The organism is Peribacillus sp. N1, assembly GCF_054600815.1.
The window spans coordinates 480,051-502,703 of record NZ_BAAHZO010000002.1; the positions used below are offsets into that span (position 1 = coordinate 480,051).

21 protein-coding genes are annotated in these 22,653 nt (G+C 40.7%); 6 read left to right on the forward strand and 15 right to left on the reverse strand.

Annotation, left to right across the window (positions count from 1 at the left end; translation table 11 throughout):
• Window positions 1-42: 42 nt before the first annotated feature.
• Both ACYP5M_RS10770 and ACYP5M_RS10775 read right to left on the reverse strand, forming a co-directional pair.
• Window positions 43-1,107, reverse strand: coding sequence for an NAD(P)/FAD-dependent oxidoreductase (locus ACYP5M_RS10770; protein ID WP_434167584.1), 1,065 nt, complete (start codon window positions 1,105-1,107; stop codon window positions 43-45).
• Between the two features lie 309 nt (window positions 1,108-1,416).
• A complete protein-coding gene (locus tag ACYP5M_RS10775) occupies window positions 1,417-3,057 on the reverse strand; it encodes a PucR family transcriptional regulator (protein ID WP_434167585.1) in 1,641 nt (546 codons plus the stop codon).
• A gap of 445 nt (window positions 3,058-3,502) precedes the next feature.
• On the opposite strand from ACYP5M_RS10775, the gene ACYP5M_RS10780 reads away from it, so the two are divergent.
• Together ACYP5M_RS10780 and ACYP5M_RS10785 are read left to right on the forward strand one after the other, a co-directional pair.
• Window positions 3,503-4,624 (forward strand): alanine dehydrogenase, encoded by a 1,122-nt coding sequence (locus ACYP5M_RS10780; protein ID WP_459735034.1) that lies wholly within the window; start codon window positions 3,503-3,505, stop codon window positions 4,622-4,624.
• A gap of 343 nt (window positions 4,625-4,967) precedes the next feature.
• A complete protein-coding gene (locus tag ACYP5M_RS10785; RefSeq protein WP_434167587.1) occupies window positions 4,968-6,323 on the forward strand; it encodes an APC family permease in 1,356 nt (451 codons plus the stop codon).
• A 251-nt stretch (window positions 6,324-6,574) separates the two neighbouring features.
• Here ACYP5M_RS10785 and phnX read toward each other — a convergent pair whose 3' ends face one another.
• Genes phnX through ACYP5M_RS10810 form a run of 5 tightly spaced genes read right to left on the reverse strand, consistent with a single transcriptional unit; the run spans window position 6,575 to window position 11,874 of the window.
• Complete coding sequence (gene phnX, locus ACYP5M_RS10790; RefSeq protein WP_434167588.1) at window positions 6,575-7,390, reverse strand: phosphonoacetaldehyde hydrolase; 816 nt, start codon at window positions 7,388-7,390, stop codon at window positions 6,575-6,577.
• On the reverse strand, window positions 7,387-8,481 hold the full coding sequence (gene phnW / locus ACYP5M_RS10795; RefSeq protein ID WP_434167589.1) for a 2-aminoethylphosphonate--pyruvate transaminase: 1,095 nt from the start codon (window positions 8,479-8,481) through the stop codon (window positions 7,387-7,389). The genes phnX and phnW overlap by 4 nt, the downstream gene beginning before the upstream one ends.
• 25 nt (window positions 8,482-8,506) lie before the next feature.
• Entirely contained in the window at window positions 8,507-9,499 is a 993-nt protein-coding gene (locus ACYP5M_RS10800) for an extracellular solute-binding protein (RefSeq protein ID WP_452444538.1), read from the reverse strand.
• Between the two features lie 13 nt (window positions 9,500-9,512).
• A complete protein-coding gene (locus ACYP5M_RS10805) occupies window positions 9,513-11,129 on the reverse strand; it encodes an ABC transporter permease subunit (RefSeq protein ID WP_459735035.1) in 1,617 nt (538 codons plus the stop codon).
• Window positions 11,122-11,874, reverse strand: a complete 753-nt coding sequence (locus ACYP5M_RS10810) for an ABC transporter ATP-binding protein (RefSeq protein ID WP_101223028.1) — start codon at window positions 11,872-11,874, stop codon at window positions 11,122-11,124. Before ACYP5M_RS10810 ends, ACYP5M_RS10805 begins: the two co-directional genes overlap by 8 nt.
• Before the next feature lie 228 nt (window positions 11,875-12,102).
• Here ACYP5M_RS10810 and ACYP5M_RS10815 point away from each other — a divergent pair, with 228 nt between their 5' ends.
• On the forward strand, window positions 12,103-12,861 hold the full coding sequence (locus ACYP5M_RS10815; RefSeq protein WP_452444536.1) for a DeoR/GlpR family DNA-binding transcription regulator: 759 nt from the start codon (window positions 12,103-12,105) through the stop codon (window positions 12,859-12,861).
• Window positions 12,862-13,320: 459 nt separating this feature from the next.
• Here ACYP5M_RS10815 and ACYP5M_RS10820 read toward each other — a convergent pair whose 3' ends face one another.
• Entirely contained in the window at window positions 13,321-13,671 is a 351-nt protein-coding gene (locus tag ACYP5M_RS10820; protein ID WP_101223034.1) for a hypothetical protein, read from the reverse strand.
• A gap of 537 nt (window positions 13,672-14,208) precedes the next feature.
• Here ACYP5M_RS10820 and ACYP5M_RS10825 point away from each other — a divergent pair.
• Window positions 14,209-14,430, forward strand: coding sequence for a DeoR family transcriptional regulator (locus tag ACYP5M_RS10825; protein WP_034309346.1), 222 nt, complete (start codon window positions 14,209-14,211; stop codon window positions 14,428-14,430).
• A gap of 84 nt (window positions 14,431-14,514) precedes the next feature.
• On the opposite strand, the gene ACYP5M_RS10830 is transcribed toward ACYP5M_RS10825, so the two are convergent.
• Window positions 14,515-15,237, reverse strand: coding sequence for a pseudouridine synthase (locus ACYP5M_RS10830; protein ID WP_101223035.1), 723 nt, complete (start codon window positions 15,235-15,237; stop codon window positions 14,515-14,517).
• Between the two features lie 124 nt (window positions 15,238-15,361).
• Window positions 15,362-16,963, reverse strand: coding sequence for a putative polysaccharide biosynthesis protein (locus tag ACYP5M_RS10835; protein ID WP_230176692.1), 1,602 nt, complete (start codon window positions 16,961-16,963; stop codon window positions 15,362-15,364).
• Between the two features lie 205 nt (window positions 16,964-17,168).
• On the opposite strand from ACYP5M_RS10835, the gene ACYP5M_RS10840 reads away from it, so the two are divergent.
• Window positions 17,169-18,434, forward strand: a complete 1,266-nt coding sequence (locus ACYP5M_RS10840) for a BaiN/RdsA family NAD(P)/FAD-dependent oxidoreductase (protein WP_260358629.1) — start codon at window positions 17,169-17,171, stop codon at window positions 18,432-18,434.
• A 172-nt stretch (window positions 18,435-18,606) separates the two neighbouring features.
• Here ACYP5M_RS10840 and ACYP5M_RS10845 read toward each other — a convergent pair whose 3' ends face one another.
• From ACYP5M_RS10845 to ACYP5M_RS10855, 3 genes are all read right to left on the reverse strand, one after another.
• A complete protein-coding gene (locus ACYP5M_RS10845; protein ID WP_101223038.1) occupies window positions 18,607-18,939 on the reverse strand; it encodes an MGMT family protein in 333 nt (110 codons plus the stop codon).
• A 1-nt stretch (window position 18,940) separates the two neighbouring features.
• Window positions 18,941-19,501 (reverse strand): MEDS domain-containing protein, encoded by a 561-nt coding sequence (locus tag ACYP5M_RS10850; RefSeq protein WP_459735036.1) that lies wholly within the window; start codon window positions 19,499-19,501, stop codon window positions 18,941-18,943.
• A gap of 238 nt (window positions 19,502-19,739) precedes the next feature.
• A complete protein-coding gene (locus ACYP5M_RS10855; RefSeq protein ID WP_402939091.1) occupies window positions 19,740-19,910 on the reverse strand; it encodes a hypothetical protein in 171 nt (56 codons plus the stop codon).
• Between the two features lie 148 nt (window positions 19,911-20,058).
• Here ACYP5M_RS10855 and ACYP5M_RS10860 point away from each other — a divergent pair, with 148 nt between their 5' ends.
• Window positions 20,059-20,988 carry an SDR family oxidoreductase gene (locus ACYP5M_RS10860; RefSeq protein ID WP_459735037.1) on the forward strand — a complete coding sequence of 310 codons (930 nt, stop codon included), beginning with the start codon at window positions 20,059-20,061 and terminating at the stop codon, window positions 20,986-20,988.
• A gap of 122 nt (window positions 20,989-21,110) precedes the next feature.
• Here ACYP5M_RS10860 and ACYP5M_RS10865 read toward each other — a convergent pair whose 3' ends face one another.
• On the reverse strand, window positions 21,111-21,296 hold the full coding sequence (locus tag ACYP5M_RS10865; protein ID WP_048682016.1) for a sporulation protein Cse60: 186 nt from the start codon (window positions 21,294-21,296) through the stop codon (window positions 21,111-21,113).
• A 64-nt stretch (window positions 21,297-21,360) separates the two neighbouring features.
• Window positions 21,361-22,443 carry a tartrate dehydrogenase gene (locus ACYP5M_RS10870; RefSeq protein ID WP_101223041.1) on the reverse strand — a complete coding sequence of 361 codons (1,083 nt, stop codon included), beginning with the start codon at window positions 22,441-22,443 and terminating at the stop codon, window positions 21,361-21,363.
• Window positions 22,444-22,653: the final 210 nt, after the last annotated feature.

Consider the following 22,653-nt stretch of genomic DNA (forward strand, 5'->3'; position numbering starts at 1 on the left):
ACTGCTAAAAGCTCCAGGGCCCTGGAGCTTTTTCCGTTTCCTTTAAAGTACCCCAGCCGGTTTCATCATTTCCTTGATCAATTCCCTGTTGCGCTTTTTAAAGATTTCATTATGGGAAGAAACCATTCCCACTCCGTGAGCGTCAGGCTGGATATATTGCTTTGCCTTATTTACGGCATTTGCTGCATCTTGAAAAGTACCTGCTATCAGGTTCAATTTACCTTCATGACTTAAGATATCACCGGCAGCGTATATTCCATCCATCGAGGATTCACTTGAAGGAGTACCTTCAATATAATAATTGTCGGCTATGGCAATATCCACTTTACTATTTCGAAGCAGCGATGTATCACGCTCATAACCATGATTGATGATGACCTCATCGATCGGCAAGTAAGAAACCTCCCCCGTTGCGAGATTCGTCAGTTCAACATGTTCAATTGATTCATGATCAGCGCAGGCGATCAGTTTTGTAATCGTCGTATTCAAGAAACAAACAGCAGAGCTTTCCATCAATTGCCTTGCTTGTGATTCATGACCTGCCAGACTATCTTTCCTGTATGTCAGATACACCTTTTTGGCGATGGGCTCCAATTCATTTGCCCAGTCTATTGCAGAATTCCCGCCGCCTGAAATGATCACCGTCTTATCCTTGAATCGATTGAAAGACTTAACAGTATAGTTTAAATTGGAGACTTCAAACCTTTCAGCCCCGTCTATTTCCAACTTTTGCGGATTCAGAATTCCGCCGCCAACCGCGACAATGATCGTTTTGGAAAAGTGCATTTGCCCTGAAGCGGTATGTAAAACGAAGATACCTTCTTCATTACGTATGATTGATTCCACTTTTTCATTCAAGACGACTGTTGGATTGAATGTTAAACCTTGCTCCACTAACTGCTCAATTAATTTTTCCCCAGTAGTGGGTGTCAGCCCTCCTACATCCCAAATCATTTTCTCTGGATAGACATGAATTTTCCCGCCTAGCCGTGGCTGGTATTCAATCAGTTTAACTTTCATTTCTCTAAGTCCGCTATAAAAAGTGGAGTAAAGCCCTGCTGGCCCTCCCCCAATAACCGTTACATCAAATAAATCTTGCTGTTCCATTTACGTCCACTCCCCGGTAATCAAATGTGATTGATTATCATTCTCATTTAATCGTACACTCTTTTCTCACTTTTTACAATATGGATTTATTAAAAAACTCTGTTCATTTTAAAAATCAACAGAGTTTTTTAATTCCAATCACTAAAAACTTACCATTCATTTAGTACGTATGAATGATAAGTGGAGTATTACAATTAGAATGTAAAATTAGGTTAAAAATGGAGTAAGGGTATGGGACGTCAATGAATATTATTGCTAAATTATTTTTATCCTCGGTCTTAACATCGCCCCGTGGTTGGCGGTTGATAACTACTTCGTAGGTACTTCCACTTGCTGTATGAGTTGATATGCTTTCAAAGCCATTTCAACGTTTAATCTGTTCTCCGGCATATCAAAATCAAGATCAAGAATCTTTTTTATCTTTTCCAGCCGATGATAGAGTGTTTGTCTTACAACATGTAATTTTTGAGCAGTAAGCTTCTTTGAGCGATCAAGCTCAAAGTATTTTGCTAAAGTCAGAAGCAATTCCGTTCCATACTCCTTATCATAGGATATTAAAGGAGAGAGATAGTCTTCAATAAAATGTGCTGTATCTTGATCATGCTGAATTAATTGTATCAATCGAAAGATGCCAAGGTCTTCGTAAAAGGCACTTGTCGAAAACATACGATAACTTAAAGCTAACTGCGCTTCTCGATAACCAGTATGAGCATCCAAAAGTAACTGGTATTGTCGCCCAACGCCTATACGGATTTGGCTAGATTCACCTTCTTTAACATATAGCAAGGCATTGATCACTTTCAAGAAGCGTGCCTTAGAGGTATCGGCAGTTCCAAGATCAATAGCTAATACAATAATCTGATTTCTTACAGATGTGATATAGGGTGTAAAAGAATATTTTGCGAACCCAGACCGAATTTTTAAAGAATAATGATAAATAGCTGATTCATTTTCTTCATCCGATAAACCTAATGAAGACGGATGAAAAACATCTTCGATATCAATGATTGCAATTCGATAATGTATAGAAGCGCGCTTCGATTTTAAAGAAATAAATCCCCTTGCCTGTTCCTCATTATTGATGCGTCTATTAAGTAAATCATTTAGCCATGTAGATTCTAAACGTAATCGTTTTTCATCCAAATAATGTTTGCGCAATAAGTCTTGTGAGATTGCTAGAGAAGCACGATCAAGGATTAGGAAATCAAATTCATCCGATTCACGATCTAAAACCATAACAAGGTACGCCCAGATTTGATCCATTGCTCCGATCGGTTGGAGAAGAATAGTATGGTTTAATGCCTTCCATTCAACGGGCGAATCATTTGTAATTCGGTCATGCCAGTGTTCTTTATCTTCATAAATCGTGTGAAGTAGCTTTTCCATAAATTCATTTTTCAATCCTGGAATCGAAAAAGGTGTTCCTTCTATAGGAAGATAGATTATTGGTGCTTCTGTCTTCTGTTGCAACAACTTTAAAATATTTGATAACCCATGAGTAGTGAGTGACAATGAATGGAACTTCCTGGAAATAGAATCTAATGTAACCAACTTCTCATGATGAGCATTAATGATAAACGAATGTAGATCCTGTGCTATTTCGACGAAATTTATGAATTCTTTGAAAATAATAATCGGAAAGTTATACTCATTTGCCATCTCGATCATTTCTTTAGGGACCTTGTCGAAGTGGTGTCCAAGTTCTATACATAAACATGAGGCGTTGCGTTCGATAAGATTTAACAAAAATGAAGTATTAGAGGAGTCTCTCCATTCAAACCCAAATCCGGTGGAGAGTATCAGTTCCCCTCCCTGAAAGATGGTATCATCAAAAAACGGAATTTCAAGGACATGTGTCCATTTGACTTGACGGTGCAACCCGCTTGCCCCCGCAACTACCTCCGTCTTTGAAAAGAGTGGGCGCTTAAGAACATCTTGTACTGTAAGCATATGTACCTCCTCATTTAATAATGGTTAGCTGTATCATCTTATTATAACTATACTAGAAAGTCTAAGCCCATAAAATATGGTACCCTATCTCTGTTTAACCCCAAGTAATACGACCAATGTCTATAAGTAAGTTCTTTTACGTGCTTTGTTGAAAACCTTAATCAACCTGATAATCTATCATAATTCTCACCATTATTCATCAGTTATATGTGTGCATGAACGGTGGAGTACTGAAACTTTAAACGTCCAAAACATTCGATAATCAATGGAAAAATCATCACTTTTCACCAATGCTATATTCATAAAAGTACAAAATGGCCAAAAGTGCTTGGTTAAAAAAAAACTAATATAAATTTAACCCCGTGTCTAATGAAAGGGTTATCATTTCCCTGTAAGATTTTAGAATGTTCAATAAATTAAATGCAATTAAAAAGGAGAATGAACAATGATAGTAGGAGTTCCTAAAGAATTAAAAACTGCAGAGACTAGAGTAGGATTAAATCCAACATGGGTAAAAAAATTAACAGCTTACGGTCATGAAATACTAATACAAAGCATGGCAGGTGAAGCTAGTGGTTTTTGTGACGAGAAATATGTTTTGGCTGGAGCAAAAATAGTAAACACGATTGACGAAATTTATGAGAAGGCAGAATTTGTTGTTAAAGTGAAGGAACTTCAACCCTATGAATACGGCCTTCTTAAAGAAGATCAAATGATAATGGCATGGTTTCATTTGGCGGAAGATGTAAATCATGAAATGACACAGGCATTACTAGATAAAAAAGCAATTTCATTATCAATGGAATTAATCGTTTTACCTGACGGGACAAGACCTACGATTAAACCAATGAGTGAAATTGCCGGAACATTAGCAATGCTTGAAGCAGTCAAATATGCTCAATATGGTTATGGCGGAAAAGGTATACTTCTCCGGAAACTGGCCGGTTTACCGTCGAGTAATATACTCATACTTGGTGGTGGCAATGCTGGACTCAATACTGCGCAAGTTGCTGTGGGTCTTGGATTGAATGTAACAATCATGGAAGCATCAATGAAACGCATTGATTATTTGAACAACCAGTTGCCACAGGTGGACATTTTGGGTTGGGATAAAGATATGATGTTTGAAGAACTTATTCAAAGTGATGTTTTAATTAATACAATTTATCCGATGCCAGGGGTAACCGAGCCTCTCATTACACGAGAGATGGTCAGTAAGATGAAACCTAATTCTATTATTATTGATATTGCAGGAACGGGTATAATTGAAACCTCACGTTATACGACTTTAGAGGATCCAGTTTACTACGAACAAGAAGTCCTACATTACTGTGTCCCGAATATGCCGGCTCTATGTCCACAAACCTCGACAAACATGATGCTGATGACAACCGGCCCATATATTATGAACATTGCGAATAATGGTTTGAAAGAGGTTGTAGAAAATGATGTAATAGTAAGAAATTGTATCAGCACTTTGAACGGTGAAATTGTTCATCACGAAGTTGGGATCAATCATGACATGCCTTATACAGATATAAAAACGGAGTTACTATTGTCAAAATAATAAAGCGTCCTTAGGGTCATCTCATATCCTACGTTTCATTTCGATTGATTAGAAATCAGTGTACACGTTATTGAACAAGTCGCTACTAAAGAAATTCCAGGAGTCAGTAAAGATGCCGGCGAGAAGATTTTTGCAGGAATTATCTTTGTTATTCTGCAGACGGAATTCCTTACGAGGAATGGGGAAACGAGACAACAAATTCATGGATAATTCAAAGTAGGCTCCCTAGCATCTTTCTGACTTTTTTATAATTTCTAGAAAACCACGCATTAAAAAAGATGTAATAATATTGATCCTATTTCTTGTAAAAAGTTAAATCAGGTAAAAGAGGAGAGTATTTTACATGTCAAATTTAAGTAAAACGGATAGAACACTGACACTCATTCCAGTTGTATTGTTTGGTTTTTCATTTATGGGGTTAACCACAGCTTTTACTACGTATGGTATTGCGGCCAATATTTCCCACGGTACGGTTCCGGGAGCAATGATAGTTGCTCTAGTGGTAATGATGTTTACTGCTTACAGTTATGGGAAAATGGCAATTGCGTTTCCATCTTCAGGTTCTGCATATGTTTATACGCAAAAATCGCTCAATCCCTCTGTTGGATTTCTTGTCGGATGGGTGATCTTAATGGATTATTTATTTATGCCCATGGTGAATTATTTAGTATTTGGTATTTTTTTCTCAGCAGCCTTTCCTACAATTCCAAGTTACATCTGGATTTTAGGTATGCTGATTCTCGTCACTTTTATTAATATTAAAGGATTGAAGATTGCTACAAATGTAAACGCATTCATAACGATTTTTGCTTTTCTTTTTATCGTTATCTTTATAGGTTTTTCCATTAAGGAAATTTCTATGGGAGAAAGCACGGCAACTCTTTTATCTCTTGAGCCATTCTATAATTCGAAAGAACCCTTTTCTTATACAATAGCTGGAGCAGCTTTATTATGCTTTTGTTTCCTTGGGTTTGAATCAGTTACAGCGTTTGCGGAAGAGACAGTGAACCCTAAGAAAACAATTCCCCGAGCTGTTATTTTAATTACTCTTGGTGGTGGTTTAATCTTTACAAGTGTTTCATATTTCTCGTATCTTGTATGGCCAGAGTATAACACATTTAATAATCCTGATTCGGCTGCCTACGAAATTATTAAACTTGTTGGTGGAAAGGCGATGTACTCAGTATATCTTGCGCTTTATGCATTAGCTGTATTGGGTAGTGCCATGTCGTCCCAGGCAAGTGCATCACGAGTCCTCTATACGATGGGGCGAGATGGACAGTTTCCTAAAAAGTTCTTTGGCAGCCTGCATCCGAGATATAGAACACCCGTAAATAATATACTGATCATTAGTTTTGTCTCTTTGCTTGCTTTATTTTTAAGTTTAGATCTTGTAGCATCATTTATTAATTTCGGGGCGTTTCTTGCGTACACTTGTGTTAATATTTCCGTAATTGCTCATTATTATATTAGAAATAGAGAACGTTCGGTTAAAGGAACTGTCTTATATTTATTTGTTCCTATTATTGGAGCTGCCCTTGATATTTTACTTCTTGTGAATCTTGATGCGCACTCAAAAGTACTTGGAGTAAGTTGGTTAATAATAGGCTTCATTTATTTACTTGTATTGACAAAAGGACTTAAAAAACAGCCACCAGTATTGAAAATCGAAGAAAATTATAGTGTGGATTTAAAATAAAGTCACGCTGTTTATAAAAAAGATGAAAAACGGTTTAGACATAAACTATTGTCGGTATGAGACCTACAGTTCATTACTGGATTATCTATCGAATGGTTATCTAACGAAAAGATTGATGTCGTAAGTCTTCCACCTTGTAAAAAAAAATAAAGAATATAGAGATAACAATCAGTCCAAAAGTGAAAAAGTGCAGACATATCTCATTCCCAATCGAGAATGAAGGATATGCTGCACTTTCTTCGCACTGAATGTTAGTTTGAACGAGGTCTTTTCCCATCCGCTATTAGAAGGTTGATGGTATCTATGAGTTCAGGCAGTTCCTCCATCGTTTTGATGGTGAAGTCTGCGCCGTTTTGCATAAATGTGTCTGCCGTTTTAGAGATGAGGTTTTGTTTATCTCGTTCTGGTAAACTCGTATACTCATCCAAACTCAATCCCATCTCGGAGCTTCCGACAATGATTCCGACCGACCATACTCCAGCATTCACCGCCTCTTGCATATCGGAAATGGTATCGCCCACCTTCACTACCTTCCATGAAGCCGCTAACTTCAATTTTTCCATATTCCGATAGATCATGTAAGGGTTAGGCCTTCCAATCGAATCGGTTTGATCCGGGGTTACATGGAAATCCGGTCGATACCCTTTTTGCAAAGCGTTTGCTACGACGACCTCCATCATTGTATCCGTATATCCCGTTGTCGACCCAATCTTCAAGCCCCGATTCCTTAATGCTTCCACCGTCTCAATAACCCCTGGAATGGGATCTGTATAATCCGCCAATGACATCATCAGTGCCGGTTCGAATTCAGCATATAGTTTTTCAACGTCTTCCTCATTGAATGGCCTTCCGTATTGTTCCTCCCATAACGAAGATATCCTTGGCATGGTCAGCATCGCACGAATATGGTCGATTTTCAGCATGCCCATCGGAGCTCTGGCTTCCTCCATCGTCACGTCCAGTCCAGCATTCTTAAAAATATCCACAAAAACATTCACTGGTGCAAAACATCCAAAATCCACAGCTGTTCCTGCCCAATCCAAAATGATTCCTTCTACCTTATTCATACTGTCACCACTTTCATATATTTTTCTACGATCCTTCCAAGTTCCTCGATATCTTCTTCATGGATTTCGCCAATATTGCCAATTCGGAATGTATCTATGTCAGTAAGCTTTCCAGGGTATATTACGTATCCCCTCTCTTTGATAAAATTATAGAAGTCCTCAAAATCAAAGGCTTCAGTTGGAAAAAGGAAAGTTGTAATGATAGGCGATTGTTTATCAGGTGAGATATATGCATGAATGCCCAATTTTCCCATCAGCTCCCTCAGCCTGTCATTATTATTCTTATAGCGGGAGAATCTAGCTGGGATGCCGCCTTCTTCCGTTAATTCTTCCAATGCTTTAGCAAATGCGGCCACTACATGTGTTGGAGAAGTGAAACGCCATTTCCCATCCTTGTCCATCTCTTTCCACTGATCATATAAATCCAAGGACAAACTGCGGGCATTGCCTTCACAAGCCAACAATTTCTCAAGCTTTACGATGACAAAACCAAAACCGGGGATTCCTTGAATGCATTTATTTGCACTGCTGATCAAATAATCAATTCCGAGTTCAGGCACATTCATGTCAACTCCGCCAAAGCTGCTCATCGCATCAATGATCAAGATTTTTCCTTGTTCCTTTGATATCTTCGAAACCATTTCTATCGGATTTAAAATCCCTGTCGTCGTTTCACAATGAACCATTGCTATATGTGTGATGTCACGATCATCCAGTAAAATGTTCCGGATTTCAGCTTCATTTGGAAACTCATTGTACTCAACGCCATATTCCACATGATTCAGCCCGATGCACTCCGCCATTTTCACAATCCGTTTCCCATATGCACCATTCGTTATGATCATCACTTTATCGGATTTTGAAAGTGCAGTCGTCAGCACAGATTCTACAACAAACGAGCCGCTTCCCTGCATAAGTACAGCCGTATATTCTCCGTTTGCAGCATACGCCAATTCAAGAAGCTGGGATCTGATTTTTTGTGTAATTTCTTTATAATCATTTTCCCACGTACAGCGGTCAACAAGCATTTCCTGTTTCACCGTACTTGTAGTGGTCAGCGGTCCAGGCGTTAATAGTTTATAGGTATTCATTTTACTTCACTCCTCACTGTATTTATCATTGTGCTGATTTAAAGAACTCTTGATGCTGTTTTAATAATTCAACCGTTAGGGGCTGCTTGTATTTCTTAGGATGGGCCGTTTTGTTCTTTTCCGTTACCTTTTCACCTTCATAAAGTGCGACCGGGTAATGTTTCAGCAATTCTTCTCTAGCATCTTTACTGATTGTTTCTGCCATTTTCATTGCTAAACTTGTTTTACCTTCATTATCTTTATTCACGACAGCCACAGATTCCGTGTAGGAGAAATTCCCCTCAACCGGATCGACGAACTTGATCGGTAAGCCCGACTCTTTAGCCATCACGGCTTGGTAGCGTAAACCAAAACCGGCAGCCACTTCCCCTGCTTGAACTTTATTGATTGGACCTGAACCTGAGCTTTCAAGATGCGGACCGCTATTAGCTATTAAGTCATGGAGAACCTTTTTCCCCTCTGCGTCACCGTATTGACTGATTATTGCTTGAACTAAAAGCCACCCTGTTGAAGAGTCCAGGATATTAGGAATTGAAACGAACCCTTTATATTCCGGCTTTGTCAAATCCTTAATCGAGGTAGGCATCGGCAGGCCTTTTTGTTTAAGCACTTCCGTATTTACAAAAATGGAACCGGTATTTGCCAAAATCGGCGTGTAATAGGCTGGATTTTTTTCCAAAGCTTTTGCACTGAATGACAGGTCCTTGAACATGGAGTGCTGATCTTGGGCACTTTCAATGAAATAGGAACTCATCGTCACGACATCGGCCTCGATTTCAGCGCCTTCTGCGAGCAGTTTCCCTCCTAATTCAGATGTGCCTAATGATTGAAGGACGTATTTCCCTTCGTATCCGGCATCTTTCAGGGAAGTCTCCATTGCTGCAGTGGCTTCTTCATCTCCATTCGTATAAATGACCACCTTTTCCTCATCCGCTTTGCCGCTGTTACGGTCGAACAATACAAATACCAAACTTAAAGCAACTAAAGAAAGTAAGGCTATCTTCAATGTTTTAGACATAATATCCCCCTCATTAATGTTTGAATTGTCTTTTTTGATAATGATCACAAAGCAGCTTCACGACTAGATTTGTAAAAAAGATAAGTAAAGACAGGATGAATATTTCATTGAATTTGGCAAAATGCTGAAGCTCTTTAATTTTACTGGCCACTAATGTGGTTTGGGCCGTGACCAAAAAGATGATTCCGCTGATCGTCACCATACTATTGATGAAATAGTAGCTGAACATCTCGATCACCGTAGATGCCGAATTTGGCAGAATGACACGATAGATTGTCCTGATCCAGCTATCCCCCAATAGATTCCCGGTGGTTTCCCAACCAGGGTTCATTTTGGATAAAGAGTTCTTCGCCATTAAATAGGGTGTTGTAAAGAAGTGGACAATGTTACATAGAATGATGATGGCAAAGGTTCCCTTCCAGCTGCTGCCGTTGAACAGCAGCAAATACGATAAGCCCAACACCATTCCCGGTACTGTATTCGTCAGCATCGAAATGACATCCATTGACGATTTCCCCTTAAGGGGCGTCCGGACATTCAAAACCGCAGAGCTAAAGGCGATGAACGTTCCCATTACAGCCGTCATCAAGGCAACGAATAAGGAGTTTTTATAAACTGCCGTTAAATCGCTTGATTGGAATGTGTCGATAAAGTGCTTTATGGTGAACGAGAGATCGTAAGGGAAACTAGTTAAAAATGGTGCAATGAACATGACCGCAAATACAGAAAACATCCCTATCAAGACCAGCAGCGAGATTCCCCCAAAACATATATCCCTTCCTATGTGCTTCGTCAATTCGATATCGCTGAACTTGTCATATTGAAAATTAAGTTTTTCGAGATAGTTTAATAGAAAAACACTGAATACTACCGGAATGAGCATGAGAATGGCAATCACTGCACCGTTATTGAAATCAGGGATTGAACCTAGCATGACTTGATACAGCTGCGTCGCAACGACGGAGTAGGTCCCGCCGACTGAAGCCGGTATCCCAAAATCGGTGAAGCTCAAGATGAATGAAAGTACAAAGGCTCCTCCCAAAGTTCCCGATAATGGCCGTATGATCGTATTCATGAAACTTCTTATCGTTCCGTCACCCATTAATTTTGAAACGATGATGAACTTTTTATCCATGTACTTGAAGGAATTATTAATGAGCAGAAAAGCTGATGGCAATGTATAAATCACATAACCTATCAATAATCCATTAAATCCGTATATATCGAATAGATTCCTTCCAAAAATCTTCGTTATGATTCCTTGATTGCCGAAAGAGTAGATGATTGCAAACCCGAAAGTTATCGTCGGAAGCAGCATCGGAATAAGGATCCCTGTTTTAATTACACTTTTTAACGGCCTATATAATCGGGTGCAATGGATGGAATAGGCCAGGAAAAAGGCTAAAACGGTCGTAATGACGGCTGTGAGCCCGGAGATTTTCACGCTGTTTCCAAATGACATCATCAGCTCTGCATTTGAAAGGACCGTTAGATAATTCGAGAGATTGATTCCATCAGCCGTTTCAATAGAACGGACGAACAATATCCCAAGCGGCAAGAAAAGAAAAGCGGCAAATAGCAGTAAGATAGGTATATAAATGACTCTCATTGCCGGTTTTACATCAGGCATACTTTTCACCGAATAAGTTGTAAATATTTTCTCTCTTGATCTCCAGTTGTTTAAGAATGAATTCCTTCACAAAATCATTGGCTGGCTGATTGATGATTTCTTGAGGCGATCCAAATTGAGAAATATTCCCTTGATTAATGATCAAAATCTTATCGGACATCGTCAAAGCCTCTTCCGGGTCATGTGTCACTATGATCGTCGTGAGCTTAAATTCTCGGGCAATGGATTTGATGCGTTCCTTTATCGATTCCTTGATCACACCATCCAAAGCACTCAGCGGCTCATCAAGTAATAGGATTTTCGGTTTCATTACAAGAGTCCTTGCGATCGAAACCCTTTGCTTCTGACCCCCGGATAATTCGCTGATCCTTTTTTTTAAATGCGGTGTTAATTCCAGGAAATCTATGTATTCTTGAAGCTCTTCCTTGGAAACGGATCCCTTCCTGTTCCTCAATCCATAAACGATATTTTCATAGGCATTCAAATGCGGGAAAAGAGCGTAATCCTGGAAAACGATATTAAATCCCCGGTCTTTCATGGGCACGTTACTCAAATCGGTATCATTGAAAATGATTTTTCCATGATTGATACCCGTCAAGCCCAAAATTATATGTAATAAAGTAGTTTTGCCGCTTCCACTTGGTCCTAATAGTGAAACGATCTCCCCCGTTTTTATTTCAAGATTTATATTATCCAAAACTGATTTTCCATCGAATTGCTTGCTAATATTTTGTAATTTTAGCAAACCGTTCACCTCCTTTAATACACCCTTAGTATAAAAGCCATTTGTAAAACGAATTTGAGATTTTTGTAAATACTCTGTAAATATTGAACACTTTATTACTAACTTAATACTAACTTTTGACCAACTAGTGATATTTTTATCATCTATATGTTGAATATGTTCGCGGTAAACAGTACACTTAAACTGAATATCAGGAAGATAGATATGAAGAATAGGCGGGTGTAACTTATGCTTCCTCTTGAAAGGCAAAAGAAGATCATCGAGTTATTAACGATTAGAAAAGTTATGAAGATTGCCGAGCTTACTGAAGAAATGCAAGTTTCCATCGAAACCATCAGAAGGGATATAAACCTTCTTACAGGGCAAGGAAAAATAGAAAAGATCTATGGCGGCGTTAAGCTGGTTCAATCGAAGTTTGGAGAGTCGACGATAGATGAACGGATGTTCAGTCAATTAGAAGAAAAGGAATCCATCGCTCAAAAATGCAGTGAGTATATCGACGATGGTGATTGCATTTATATCGATAGTGGTTCGACAACCTATCAAATCGCTAAATATATAAAACAGAAAAAGAAACTGACCGTGATAACCAGTTCGATCCCCGTTGTAAATGAGCTCATTCATAGCGACATCGAGATATTGATCATTGGCGGGAAAGTCAGGCGAAATGAACAATCCATCGTTGCATTTGACTACTTATTCAACTTTAGTGAATTGAATATTACAAAAGCATTCATTTGTGCGAGCGGCATAACCGTTGAAAAAGGCATATCCGACTATAATTTAGAAGAAGCGAACACACGAAAAAAAATCATAGATCTATCCCAAGAAGTCTATGTTGCCGCTGACAGCACAAAGTTTGGGAAAGACGTGACCATCGGGATATCTTCACTGGATAAAATCGATTACATCATAACCGACGATCATTTACATAAAGATTTCATCTCTTCGTTTAAAGAGAACGACACACATTTGATTCTTTCTTAAAAGCAAGAAAAAAACGGGAACTATACAAAAGTATAATTCCCGTTTTTCAGTTTCGGTGAATGCCAAGTGTATTCGTAATAATGGACGTTTAACCAGTCTAATTTTAGCGATCACCCTCGGGAAATCAATAACTGCCGGACTAAATGATGTTCAGGGACCTATTAGCCCAAAGCATCACCTTCATCACTACGTTGATTTGTATCTGAATTTCAAAATAAAAGTTGTTTGGAACGGAAGGTGCGAGACTCCTGCGGGAATAGCGAGTCCAAGGGAGACCCCACAGGCGCAAGTGCGCCGAGGAGGCTCCCGGACCGCCCGCGGAAAGCGAGTGCCTGAAGTGGAAATCAACGTCTAAATTTGTACAAGCAAAAAAAAACTGTAGCCAAATTCGATTTTCATCGAGTTTGGCTACAGTCTGAAATGCCCTTTCATACCAGGGCATCTTGATGATCCAATTTATTAATTTACAAATAGATATAACTTCCTATGATATTCCTCAAATGCCTGCTGGTCCTTTTCCGTGTAGTCCATCCACTTCACTTTCTTGCATCTTTCCTCTAATCTCTCATTCAGTTCATCTTCTATTTCATTCATGAAACGAATGATTTCCCCATATGGCATGTTGAAATGACGGGCTGCGAGCCTTGGCGGAGAATGCTTTACCAGCAATCTCATGAATTGATCGACCGTGTCCGCCTTCGATGCAAGATAATCTTCTTCGTTCACGATGAATTCATACACTTGTTTTTTGACGCCAGAAAGTCTGGTTACTTCGTCGCGCAATAAAAACTCCATTAATCTTTCGTTCATATGGCTCTACCTCGAATTGGTTTATATTTAAATCCTTTTAGATATGTATGAAAAGTCTATACTGACCGATACCTCATTATGACATCGTAACCGCAAGCCATCAAGCAATTCCTATACCAATACACAAAACGTAATTGTTACGATTTATAATCCATTTAAGTAAAATAACAGTATATGCCTTAAAAGTCAACGTTCGATTTGTGCGACATCTCAGGATGCATAGTAAGCATCCTGTATTGGAAAAATATGATCATGAACAAATGGAACAGCTCTTTATTAATTTTTCTATAGGTATAGAGAATAATTTTGTTAAAATTTGATATAATAAATGTAATATTTAGTCAATTAGTATCTTTTCCTAGAATTTGCTTTTGCAAAGGGGTAGAATGAAGCTAATGACATCTTATTTTTTCTAAATGTTTCCGAGGAGTTATAGGGTGGGTATAGCAAGTACATAGTGACAGCTGAAATGCTGTCCGACATATCGGTTGTTTTCATTTGTTCAAAATAACAATGAAAAGAATAAGGAGTGATTTTTTGAAACCTTCAACAAATCGCATGTTAACCCGTATTAAATCCGTTTATATGTTCATTAGTAATAACGGTACGGTTTCTACTCAAGAGCTTGTAGAAGAATTTGGCATCACTCCTCGAACTGTGCAGCGCGATTTAAATGTCTTAGCATACAATGACCTTGTTCAAAGCCCAAGCCGTGGCCTTTGGACGACAACAAGTAAAAAGGTGAAGATGTCATCGTAAAAAGAACGACCACCCGAACAAGATCGATATGTAAAATACTTTGAGGCAGACAATATTGTCCGCCTCATTTTTTGTATCCAGCTATCATTCAGTCGGTTGGCCTGCCTTTAACTGTTCAAGCTCCTCCGCCGTCAACTCACGGTATTCACCAAGCTCAAGTTCCTCATCAAGCTGTAAACTCCCCATGGAAAGACGCTTTAGGTAGACGACACGTTTGCCAACGGACTCAAACATCCGCTTCACCTGATGGAACTTTCCTTCCATGATCGTTAGCTCGATATCCGATGTCAGACCTGATTTTAAAATGTTCAATTCACCTGGTTTTGTTTCGTATCCATCATCCAAGGTCACGCCGTTGCGGAATGCCTCGATATCCCGTTCCGTCACTTCGCCATCAATGACCGCAAAATATGTTTTAGGGACATGTTTCTTTGGAGAAAGCAGTTGGTGGGCAAGCTTTCCATCATTCGTTATTAGCAATAAACCTTCTGTGTCCTTATCAAGACGGCCTACAGGAAATGGCTCGAATACCGAATCCTCCGGCTCCAAGATGTCGATGACCGTTTCTTGGTAGTTGTCTTCCGTTGCCGACAATACGCCTGGCGGTTTATTCATCATTAAATATATGAATTCCCTGTATTCAACCCGTTCACCATGAACCGTAACTATTTCCGTTTCAGGGTCCACTTGTTCCTTCGGGTCCTTAAGAAGCCTGTCATTGACCTTCACGGCGCCGGATTTCAGGAGCTTTTTCACTTCTTTCCTGCTGCCATAACCAATATTGGATAAAATCTTATCTATTCTCATCGTTTCCTCCTAAAGCCTTTTTCAGTAAAAAGCCTTGCCCACTTAAATGTCAGGCAAGGCCAATATATTTTAATCTGGGGATTCACCATTCAATACCCTTTATTTTACACATCAAACTTCCAGCTTATAATCCTAATTTAGCTTTTAACCGATCGATCCGGGTACCGAACAAACGATGGGCAAGTTTGCTTTTCAAGGAAAGCGCCGCATAAATGAGCGCTCCAAAAATTGCACAAACGGCCACGATCAAAATCGCCTGGAAGCGCCCTTCCGTTGTAAGCCAAAGCGATAATAAACTGTTCATGCCCCATGCAGCCAGTCCCATTATTATTGAAAAAACTGTGATCAAAACAGATCTTCTGATGGTAAGGCCGTAACGATATCCAGTAAAGTAGGTAATGACATACAAATTCAGCAGCACGGCAGCCAAGTAGCCGAATGCCGTAGCATAAACGGATCCTTCCGTTTCAAACAGCTTGATCAACGGGATATTCAAGCTCAATTTGATTAAAAAGCCCACAAGCAGGCTGAGCACTGTATATTTTTGCTGATTGATGCCTTGTAAAATGGCCGCCGAAACGGAAAAAAGCGCAAATAAGATGGAAACGGGCGCATATGCCTTCAGGACACTGATTCCAAGTGGATCATGGCTGTAAAAGGCACTATAGATTGGATCGGCTAGCACCGACATGCCAACGACAGCTGGAATCGTAATGAACAACAAAATTTGGAAGGCTTGGTTCAGCTGGCGGTTTAACTCTTCCGAATCCTCGCTTACATATGCCTTCGTCACCGAGGGAAGAAGCGCCATTGAAAATCCGGTTGCAAGTGTCATCGGAATCAAGACAAGCTTCTGGGCATATACATTCAACACCCCAAGGGCATCTTCTGCGACGTGCTGCAAACCGATTGATGACATCGCCTTATTGAAAGACAGCAAGTCCGCAAACTGAAACAATGGCATCGCGATTCCGACAAATATGAAAGGAATCGACGAAAGAAATATTTCTTTATAAATCTCCTTCAGGGAAATTTCCATCGTCCCCCTGTCTTTCTTCATCAAGCTGTCCAAATGGGGTTTTTGTTTTTTCCAATACCAAAATAACACCACTAAACCGCCGACAGCCCCGACCGTTGCCGCGAAGGTAGCTACTTGGATGGCTCTCACTAACTCTCCATCCAGGACATTCAAAACAACATACACACCGGCCAAAAGGAACACGATGCGGACAATTTGTTCAATAACCTGAGAGATGGCCGTTGGTTCCATCGCTTCATGACCTTGAAAGAAGCCGCGGATGATGCTCATGAACGGTACAAAAATCAAGGCGAAGCTGACTGCCCGTATGATCTCGGTGACATCACTGACATCTTCCTGCCTGACCCCAAAGACTCCAGTAAACAGCGGGGCCATCGTATAGAGAATCAAAAAAGCGAGAAAACCTGTGACAACCATTAATTTCAGGCTCGATTTAAATAACTTCTCACCGACTGCGTATTCCTCAAGCGCATTATACTTCGAAATGAATTTAGAAACAGCAAGCGGCATGCCTGCCGTTGCAAAACTAATGAAAATGGTATATGGAACGTACCCATATTGATAGAGGGTAGCCCCTTTATTCCCAACCATATGTTCAAATGGGATAACGTAAAATAAACCAAGTATCTTGGAAATGATCGCTCCCAGCGTTAATATAAAAGCCCCTTTTAAAAACTTAGATGACATCTAATCCCTTCCTGCCTCTGTCAGTTACGTTTCACACGCTCTTTATCTTATCATATTAAAGAATTTTTTCTATAGAAAACTACACTCAAGTTTATCGTTTTCGATGATAATACACAAACAAATAATTCCTTTTCTTCTACATTCGCAATCTGACGGGCTCTTGCTATATAATGAAGGGACTGAAAATGATAAAGTGGTGATCAATTTGAAATATGATGTAGTGGTAATTGGCGGCGGTCCTTCCGGATTGATGGCAGCAATTGCAGCCGGGGAAAAAGGTGCCCATGTCTTGTTAGTGGACAAAGGCGAGAAGCTTGGCAGGAAACTTGCAATCTCGGGCGGCGGACGCTGCAACGTGACGAACAGGCTCTCAATCGATGAAATCATTCAGCATATCCCTGGAAACGGGCGATTTCTATACAGTGCATTCTCAGAGTTCAATAATGAAGACATTATTCAATTCTTTGAAAAATTGGGCGTGGCTCTTAAAGAAGAGGACCATGGCCGGATGTTCCCTGTCAACGATAAAGCGCAAAGTGTCGTGGATGCCCTTCTGACGCGCCTGTCGAATTTAAAAGTAACGATCTATAAGAACTCCCCAGTTGCGGAAGTTCTCTATGAACATGGAAAAACCAGCGGTGTCCAGTTAAAAGATGGCCAGACCATTGACACGGATGCAGTCGTGATTGCAGTCGGCGGAAAATCAGTTCCCCACACCGGTTCAACGGGAGACGGCTACGCATGGGCTAAAAAGGCGGGACATACTATTACCGAGCTTTTCCCAACTGAAGTTCCCGTACTTAGCAATGAAACATTCATTAAAAATCGAACACTTCAAGGTCTCGCACTTCGCGATGTTTCATTGAGTGTCCTTAACCCAAAGGGCAAGGCCCTGATTACACACCGAATGGATATGCTCTTCACCCATTTTGGCGTCTCCGGTCCAGCTGTTCTAAGATGTAGCCAATTCGTCGTGAAAGCGATGAAAAAATGGAACCTGTCGGAAGTGACTATGAAACTCGATGCCCTGCCGGACCGAAACAAGGAAGAGGTTTTTCAAGATATCATGAAGGAAATCAAGGCCGAACCGAAAAAAGCCATTAAAAACACCTTAAAAGGCTTAGTTCCTGAACGATACCTTCACTTCCTGCTTGAGCGAAGCGGCATCGACCTTCAAGAACAAGGAGCGACGATATCAAATGAAAAAATCCGCCGCTTTGCAGAATTATGCAAGGACTTCCAATTCGGAGTGCACGGCACCCAGCCGCTGGAAAAAGCCTTCGTCACGGGCGGCGGCGTATCCGTCAAAGAAATACATCCAAAGGAAATGGCATCCAAACTAATGGACGGACTGTATTTCTGCGGTGAAATTCTGGATATACACGGATACACAGGCGGCTATAATATCACATCGGCATTAGTAACCGGAAGACTCGCCGGAATGAATGCTGCCATGTATGCCCGTTCATAATTCGTAAAAGAGGCTGATCCGCTTGGATCAGCCTCTTTTACTGCGATTTCGTAAGCCTATACATCCATTCGGTGTTTGTTGGGCTTTGATTCAGGCGAAGATGCGGTTATTTGGGTCTTCACCGTACTTTTTTGGGCCGTACCCGCGACGCCTCTATTATCCGGCTTTTCGTTTAAAATATTTCTGGATGATGGCGAAAGGCTTCAAGATCAATGGTATTCCGTTTCGTGAAAGTGACGCCTTCACTCTCGAGCATCGCCTTCTGGTGTTCTGCGGCTCCCTCCGCTTTTATGCCGATTTCTCCTTTGGCATTGATTACCCGGTGCCAAGGAAGGTCATGCTTTTTGCTGCTTGAATGAAGGATCCTTACGACCTGCCTTGCACCGCGCGGACTTCCGGCGAGCTGTCCAATTTGACCATATGTCATCACTTTACCGGATGGGATTTGTTGTATGATATTAATTACCCGTTCAGTAAAACTTTCCAAATAACTCGCCCCTTCCATTCTATCCGTTTGCTAAAATCGTGATTTTTTCATCGGTTATCAGGACCCCATGATGCTTGATCAAGTTTATTTTAAGCTCGGCAGGCACTCTGCAGTCATCGTACGCACAAACAGAAATCAATCCTCGTTCCTTGATCAATTTGTCGATTCCTTTTTCATATTCTCCTATTGCTAAGGTGGCTTGATCGTCATGGCCCCATTCAACATGGCCCCAAGTCCGCACGTGCTGATTGCGTTCAGTATATGTAACGATATTTTCCAAGAAATAATTAACCATCGTCGAAGGATGGAAGTTTCCATGAAAACAATAAAAATCAAAATTGTTCATAAGATGCACTTGCTCCAATTGCTCCTCATTTAAATGAAGCTGCAATTTCTTGTACACAAAAGGAAAGATACGGTCATTTTCGACGACCAGAATATGGTCTCCCTGTTGAACACCGGCAATGATGAAAGTTGCCTCATTTTCAATGTAGGCTTCCAATTCATTAAAACAGTATAAGATATGTCCACCATCCGATTGCTGTAGATTTTCTATTAGTTGTTTCATATTGTTATCCAAAATGGATCTCTCCTTTAAATACACCAGTCCGCTCTATGTATTATGTATAACTTTACCTATTATCTCCGTGTTTGTAAAATTCATAGATAAATATAATCAGTTTTTCTTAATGACATCTGTTATGATCCGGAACTTAGTTGAATCGAATTGAGGCTGCTTTTAGTCCACTCATCGAAAGACCAAGGCAGCCCATTTCAGCAAACTCCTTTCTTCATGCATTCCCCCTAGTACGTTGACCTTAAATCACGGGATAAAACGGCACATAGCGCGGGTTATAATAATATGGCGGTCTTGGTCCTATCAGCGGCAATTCAAAGGTATTTGGGTTGGAATCATATAATAACTCCACTTTTTCATCAGATTGATCGACCAATAACAATTTCACTTCTTCGCTATAATAATATGGCATATTGAGGCCTCCAAAAACTTTTTTTCTACACTTCAGCATATTCGAGCTGTACGGCAACGAGCCCGTCCCCATACATGTTCTTCATGCACGGCATATACCTGATCGTCATAGAGTAATCCGACTAAATTCTTTTTTAGGAGGACTCCTCATGGCAGAAGATAAGAAAAAGAAATCATCATGTGAAGGCTATCCCATGCATCCGAATTATGGAAAAATCACTCGTTATCAAGACGTCCCCATCACGGTTCCGGAGCAACGCCAATTTCGCCAGCCTGGTGTAGAAAAATTAATGGTGCCACGGCCCATCATCGAAAATCCCAATTATAAGGGCAGTGGAAAATTAACAGGCAGTGTCGCATTGATAACTGGCGGAGACAGTGGAATTGGCGCTGCGGCTGCCATCGCTTTTGCTAAAGAAGGCGCAGATGTTTCCATCGCTTATCTGGATGAACATGAGGATGCCAATCGGACTAAAACGAGAATTGAAGAGCTTGGACAACGTTGCTTACTTCTGCCTGGTGACTTAAGGGATAAACAGCAATGCATCAAGATCGTGGAAGACACCATCGAAACATTTGGAAAGCTCAATATTCTTTGTAACCACGTGGGTATTCAATTTCAACAATTAAGCTTGCTTGATATTACGGATGAGCAATTCGATGATACCTTTAAGGTGAATATCTATTCCCACTTCTACACGACCCGTGCTGCCCTTCCCCATTTAAAAGCTGGGTCCTCCATCATTAATACATCTTCTGCCGTGACGTTTAATGGGAATAAGCAATTAATTGATTACACGGCGACTAAAGGGGCCAACATTGGCTTTACCCGTGCCTTGGCAAACAGTCTTGTCGATCAAGGCATCCGGGTGAACGCCGTTGCACCCGGAAGGTTTTGGACACCCCTCATCCCGGCAAGTTTCTCGGCAGACGAAGTGACACAAGTCGATAACCCGATGGAGCGTCAAGGCCAGCCATTTGAACTGGCTCCCACCTTTGTCTATCTCGCTTCTGATGATTCCCGTTTTGTGACAGGACAAACACTTCATGTCAACGGCGGGGAAGCGACATCGTCCTAATTTCCACATCGTATATGCTCTCTTCCGAGGAAGTCAAAATTCTGATTTCCATAAAAAAAGACTACCTATTGCCTGCCAGCAAGCAATAGGTAGTCTAATGTTGAATATAGGCCAGCCGGCCTTTATTTTTTTTTATAGATGATCATCGCACTAAAACAGTAGATCTGTTCCTCTTCCTCTTCACCTGTAGTGGCGACATTGTATTTGATATCGACTATTTGATTATCACGAATGTCTTCAAGGAAAAAGTTCATTTCATCCTCAAGATCCTTTTCATGCTCATAATCAAATAATTTGACTTGTATCATCGGCTCTCCCCGCCCTTTTACTATAATGATAGTTATTGTGCAGGATGCCCATTTTTCAAAAATATTATACTTGATTTGTTTGTAAAGCGGATATTAATGCAACCACTTCATCCCCGACTTCTCCTGTAGAAGCTGTCCCTCCCATATCAGGGGTGAGCGCCTTTTTATCAACCATCACCTGTTCAATCACGTCCAACACTTTAGCACCCCAAACCTCATGCCCAAAGAAATCGAGAATCTGACTGGCGGACCATATGGCCGCAAGTGGATTGGCAATGCCTTGATGTGCTATATCCGGGGCTGAACCATGGATCGGTTCGAACATCGAAGGATAAATCCGTTCCGGGTTTAAATTGGCACCGGCCGCCAGTCCCATCCCGCCTGCAATGGCAGCACCTAAATCCGTGATGATGTCACCAAACAAATTGGAGGTGACAACGATTTGAAACCGTTCGGGCTGCTTGACAAAATACATGCTTGCAGCATCCACCAAATAGGAATTCGTTTCTACATCCGGAAACTCCTGTCCAATTTCTTCAAAAACCTGATCCCAAAAAACCATTGAATAATTCAAAGCGTTCGCCTTGCTTATACTCGTTAGCGTCCTGCCCGTCTTACGCGCAAGTTCATACGCATAACGGATGATCCTCTCCGTCCCTTTTCTTGAAAAGACCCCCGTCTGCAGGACGACTTCTTCCGGCTTGCCTTTAAAAAGCCAATCACCGGCACCGGAATATTCCCCTTCACTGTTTTCACGGATGACAACCATATCGATTTGGTCACGAGTCACGTCTTTTAATGGACAGGGTGCACCTTGAAGCAATTTAACGGGTCGAACATTCACATATTGATCAAATCCCTTTCTGATTTTCAGCAGAAGTTCACGTAAAGAAATATGGTCCGGGACACCAGGATAACCGACCGCCCCAAGATACACAGCGTCAAACTTCATCAGTTGTTCAAGTCCGTCGTCGGGAAGCATTTTACCGTGCTCAAGATAATATTCACAGCCCCATGGAAAATAGGTGAACTGGAAAGAAAACTCCCCGGCAATTGCAGCTACTTCTTTAAGGACCTTTACACCCTCATCAATCACCTCAGGGCCTATCCCGTCACCCGCAATGACCGCTATTTTATGAACATTCATGCTTCAACTCTCCTTTTTCTATATTTTCTGATTTTAACCCCCTAATTTTAACATATAATTTATACATTCCAGTTAGAAGAGGTCCATACAGAAAAAAGAGACCTTTCATGATGAAAGGTCTCTTTTTTTACGCCTTCAAATATGCGCGTCTTTCTGCATATTCACGGCACTGTGAACAAACCATGATCTTTTTTCTTTCTTCATTCAAAT

Excerpts from the sequence above, each read along its gene's own strand:
- ACYP5M_RS10770 (WP_434167584.1), bottom strand. The coding sequence starts at position 1,107 with ATGGAACAGCAAGATTTATTTGATGTAACGGTTATTGGGGGAGGGCCA.
- ACYP5M_RS10775 (WP_434167585.1), bottom strand. The coding sequence starts at position 3,057 with ATGCTTACAGTACAAGATGTTCTTAAGCGCCCACTCTTTTCAAAGACG.
- ACYP5M_RS10780 (WP_459735034.1), top strand. The coding sequence starts at position 3,503 with ATGATAGTAGGAGTTCCTAAAGAATTAAAAACTGCAGAGACTAGAGTA.
- ACYP5M_RS10785 (WP_434167587.1), top strand. The coding sequence starts at position 4,968 with ATGTCAAATTTAAGTAAAACGGATAGAACACTGACACTCATTCCAGTT.
- phnX (WP_434167588.1), bottom strand. The coding sequence starts at position 7,390 with ATGAATAAGGTAGAAGGAATCATTTTGGATTGGGCAGGAACAGCTGTG.
- phnW (WP_434167589.1), bottom strand. The coding sequence starts at position 8,481 with ATGAATACCTATAAACTATTAACGCCTGGACCGCTGACCACTACAAGT.
- ACYP5M_RS10800 (WP_452444538.1), bottom strand. The coding sequence starts at position 9,499 with ATGTCTAAAACATTGAAGATAGCCTTACTTTCTTTAGTTGCTTTAAGT.
- ACYP5M_RS10805 (WP_459735035.1), bottom strand. The coding sequence starts at position 11,129 with ATGCCTGATGTAAAACCGGCAATGAGAGTCATTTATATACCTATCTTA.
- ACYP5M_RS10815 (WP_452444536.1), top strand. The coding sequence starts at position 12,103 with ATGCTTCCTCTTGAAAGGCAAAAGAAGATCATCGAGTTATTAACGATT.
- ACYP5M_RS10820 (WP_101223034.1), bottom strand. The coding sequence starts at position 13,671 with ATGAACGAAAGATTAATGGAGTTTTTATTGCGCGACGAAGTAACCAGA.
- ACYP5M_RS10830 (WP_101223035.1), bottom strand. The coding sequence starts at position 15,237 with ATGAGAATAGATAAGATTTTATCCAATATTGGTTATGGCAGCAGGAAA.
- ACYP5M_RS10835 (WP_230176692.1), bottom strand. The coding sequence starts at position 16,963 with ATGTCATCTAAGTTTTTAAAAGGGGCTTTTATATTAACGCTGGGAGCG.
- ACYP5M_RS10845 (WP_101223038.1), bottom strand. The coding sequence starts at position 18,939 with ATGGAAGGGGCGAGTTATTTGGAAAGTTTTACTGAACGGGTAATTAAT.
- ACYP5M_RS10855 (WP_402939091.1), bottom strand. The coding sequence starts at position 19,910 with ATGCCATATTATTATAGCGAAGAAGTGAAATTGTTATTGGTCGATCAA.
- ACYP5M_RS10860 (WP_459735037.1), top strand. The coding sequence starts at position 20,059 with ATGGCAGAAGATAAGAAAAAGAAATCATCATGTGAAGGCTATCCCATG.
- ACYP5M_RS10865 (WP_048682016.1), bottom strand. The coding sequence starts at position 21,296 with ATGATACAAGTCAAATTATTTGATTATGAGCATGAAAAGGATCTTGAG.
- ACYP5M_RS10870 (WP_101223041.1), bottom strand. The coding sequence starts at position 22,443 with ATGAATGTTCATAAAATAGCGGTCATTGCGGGTGACGGGATAGGCCCT.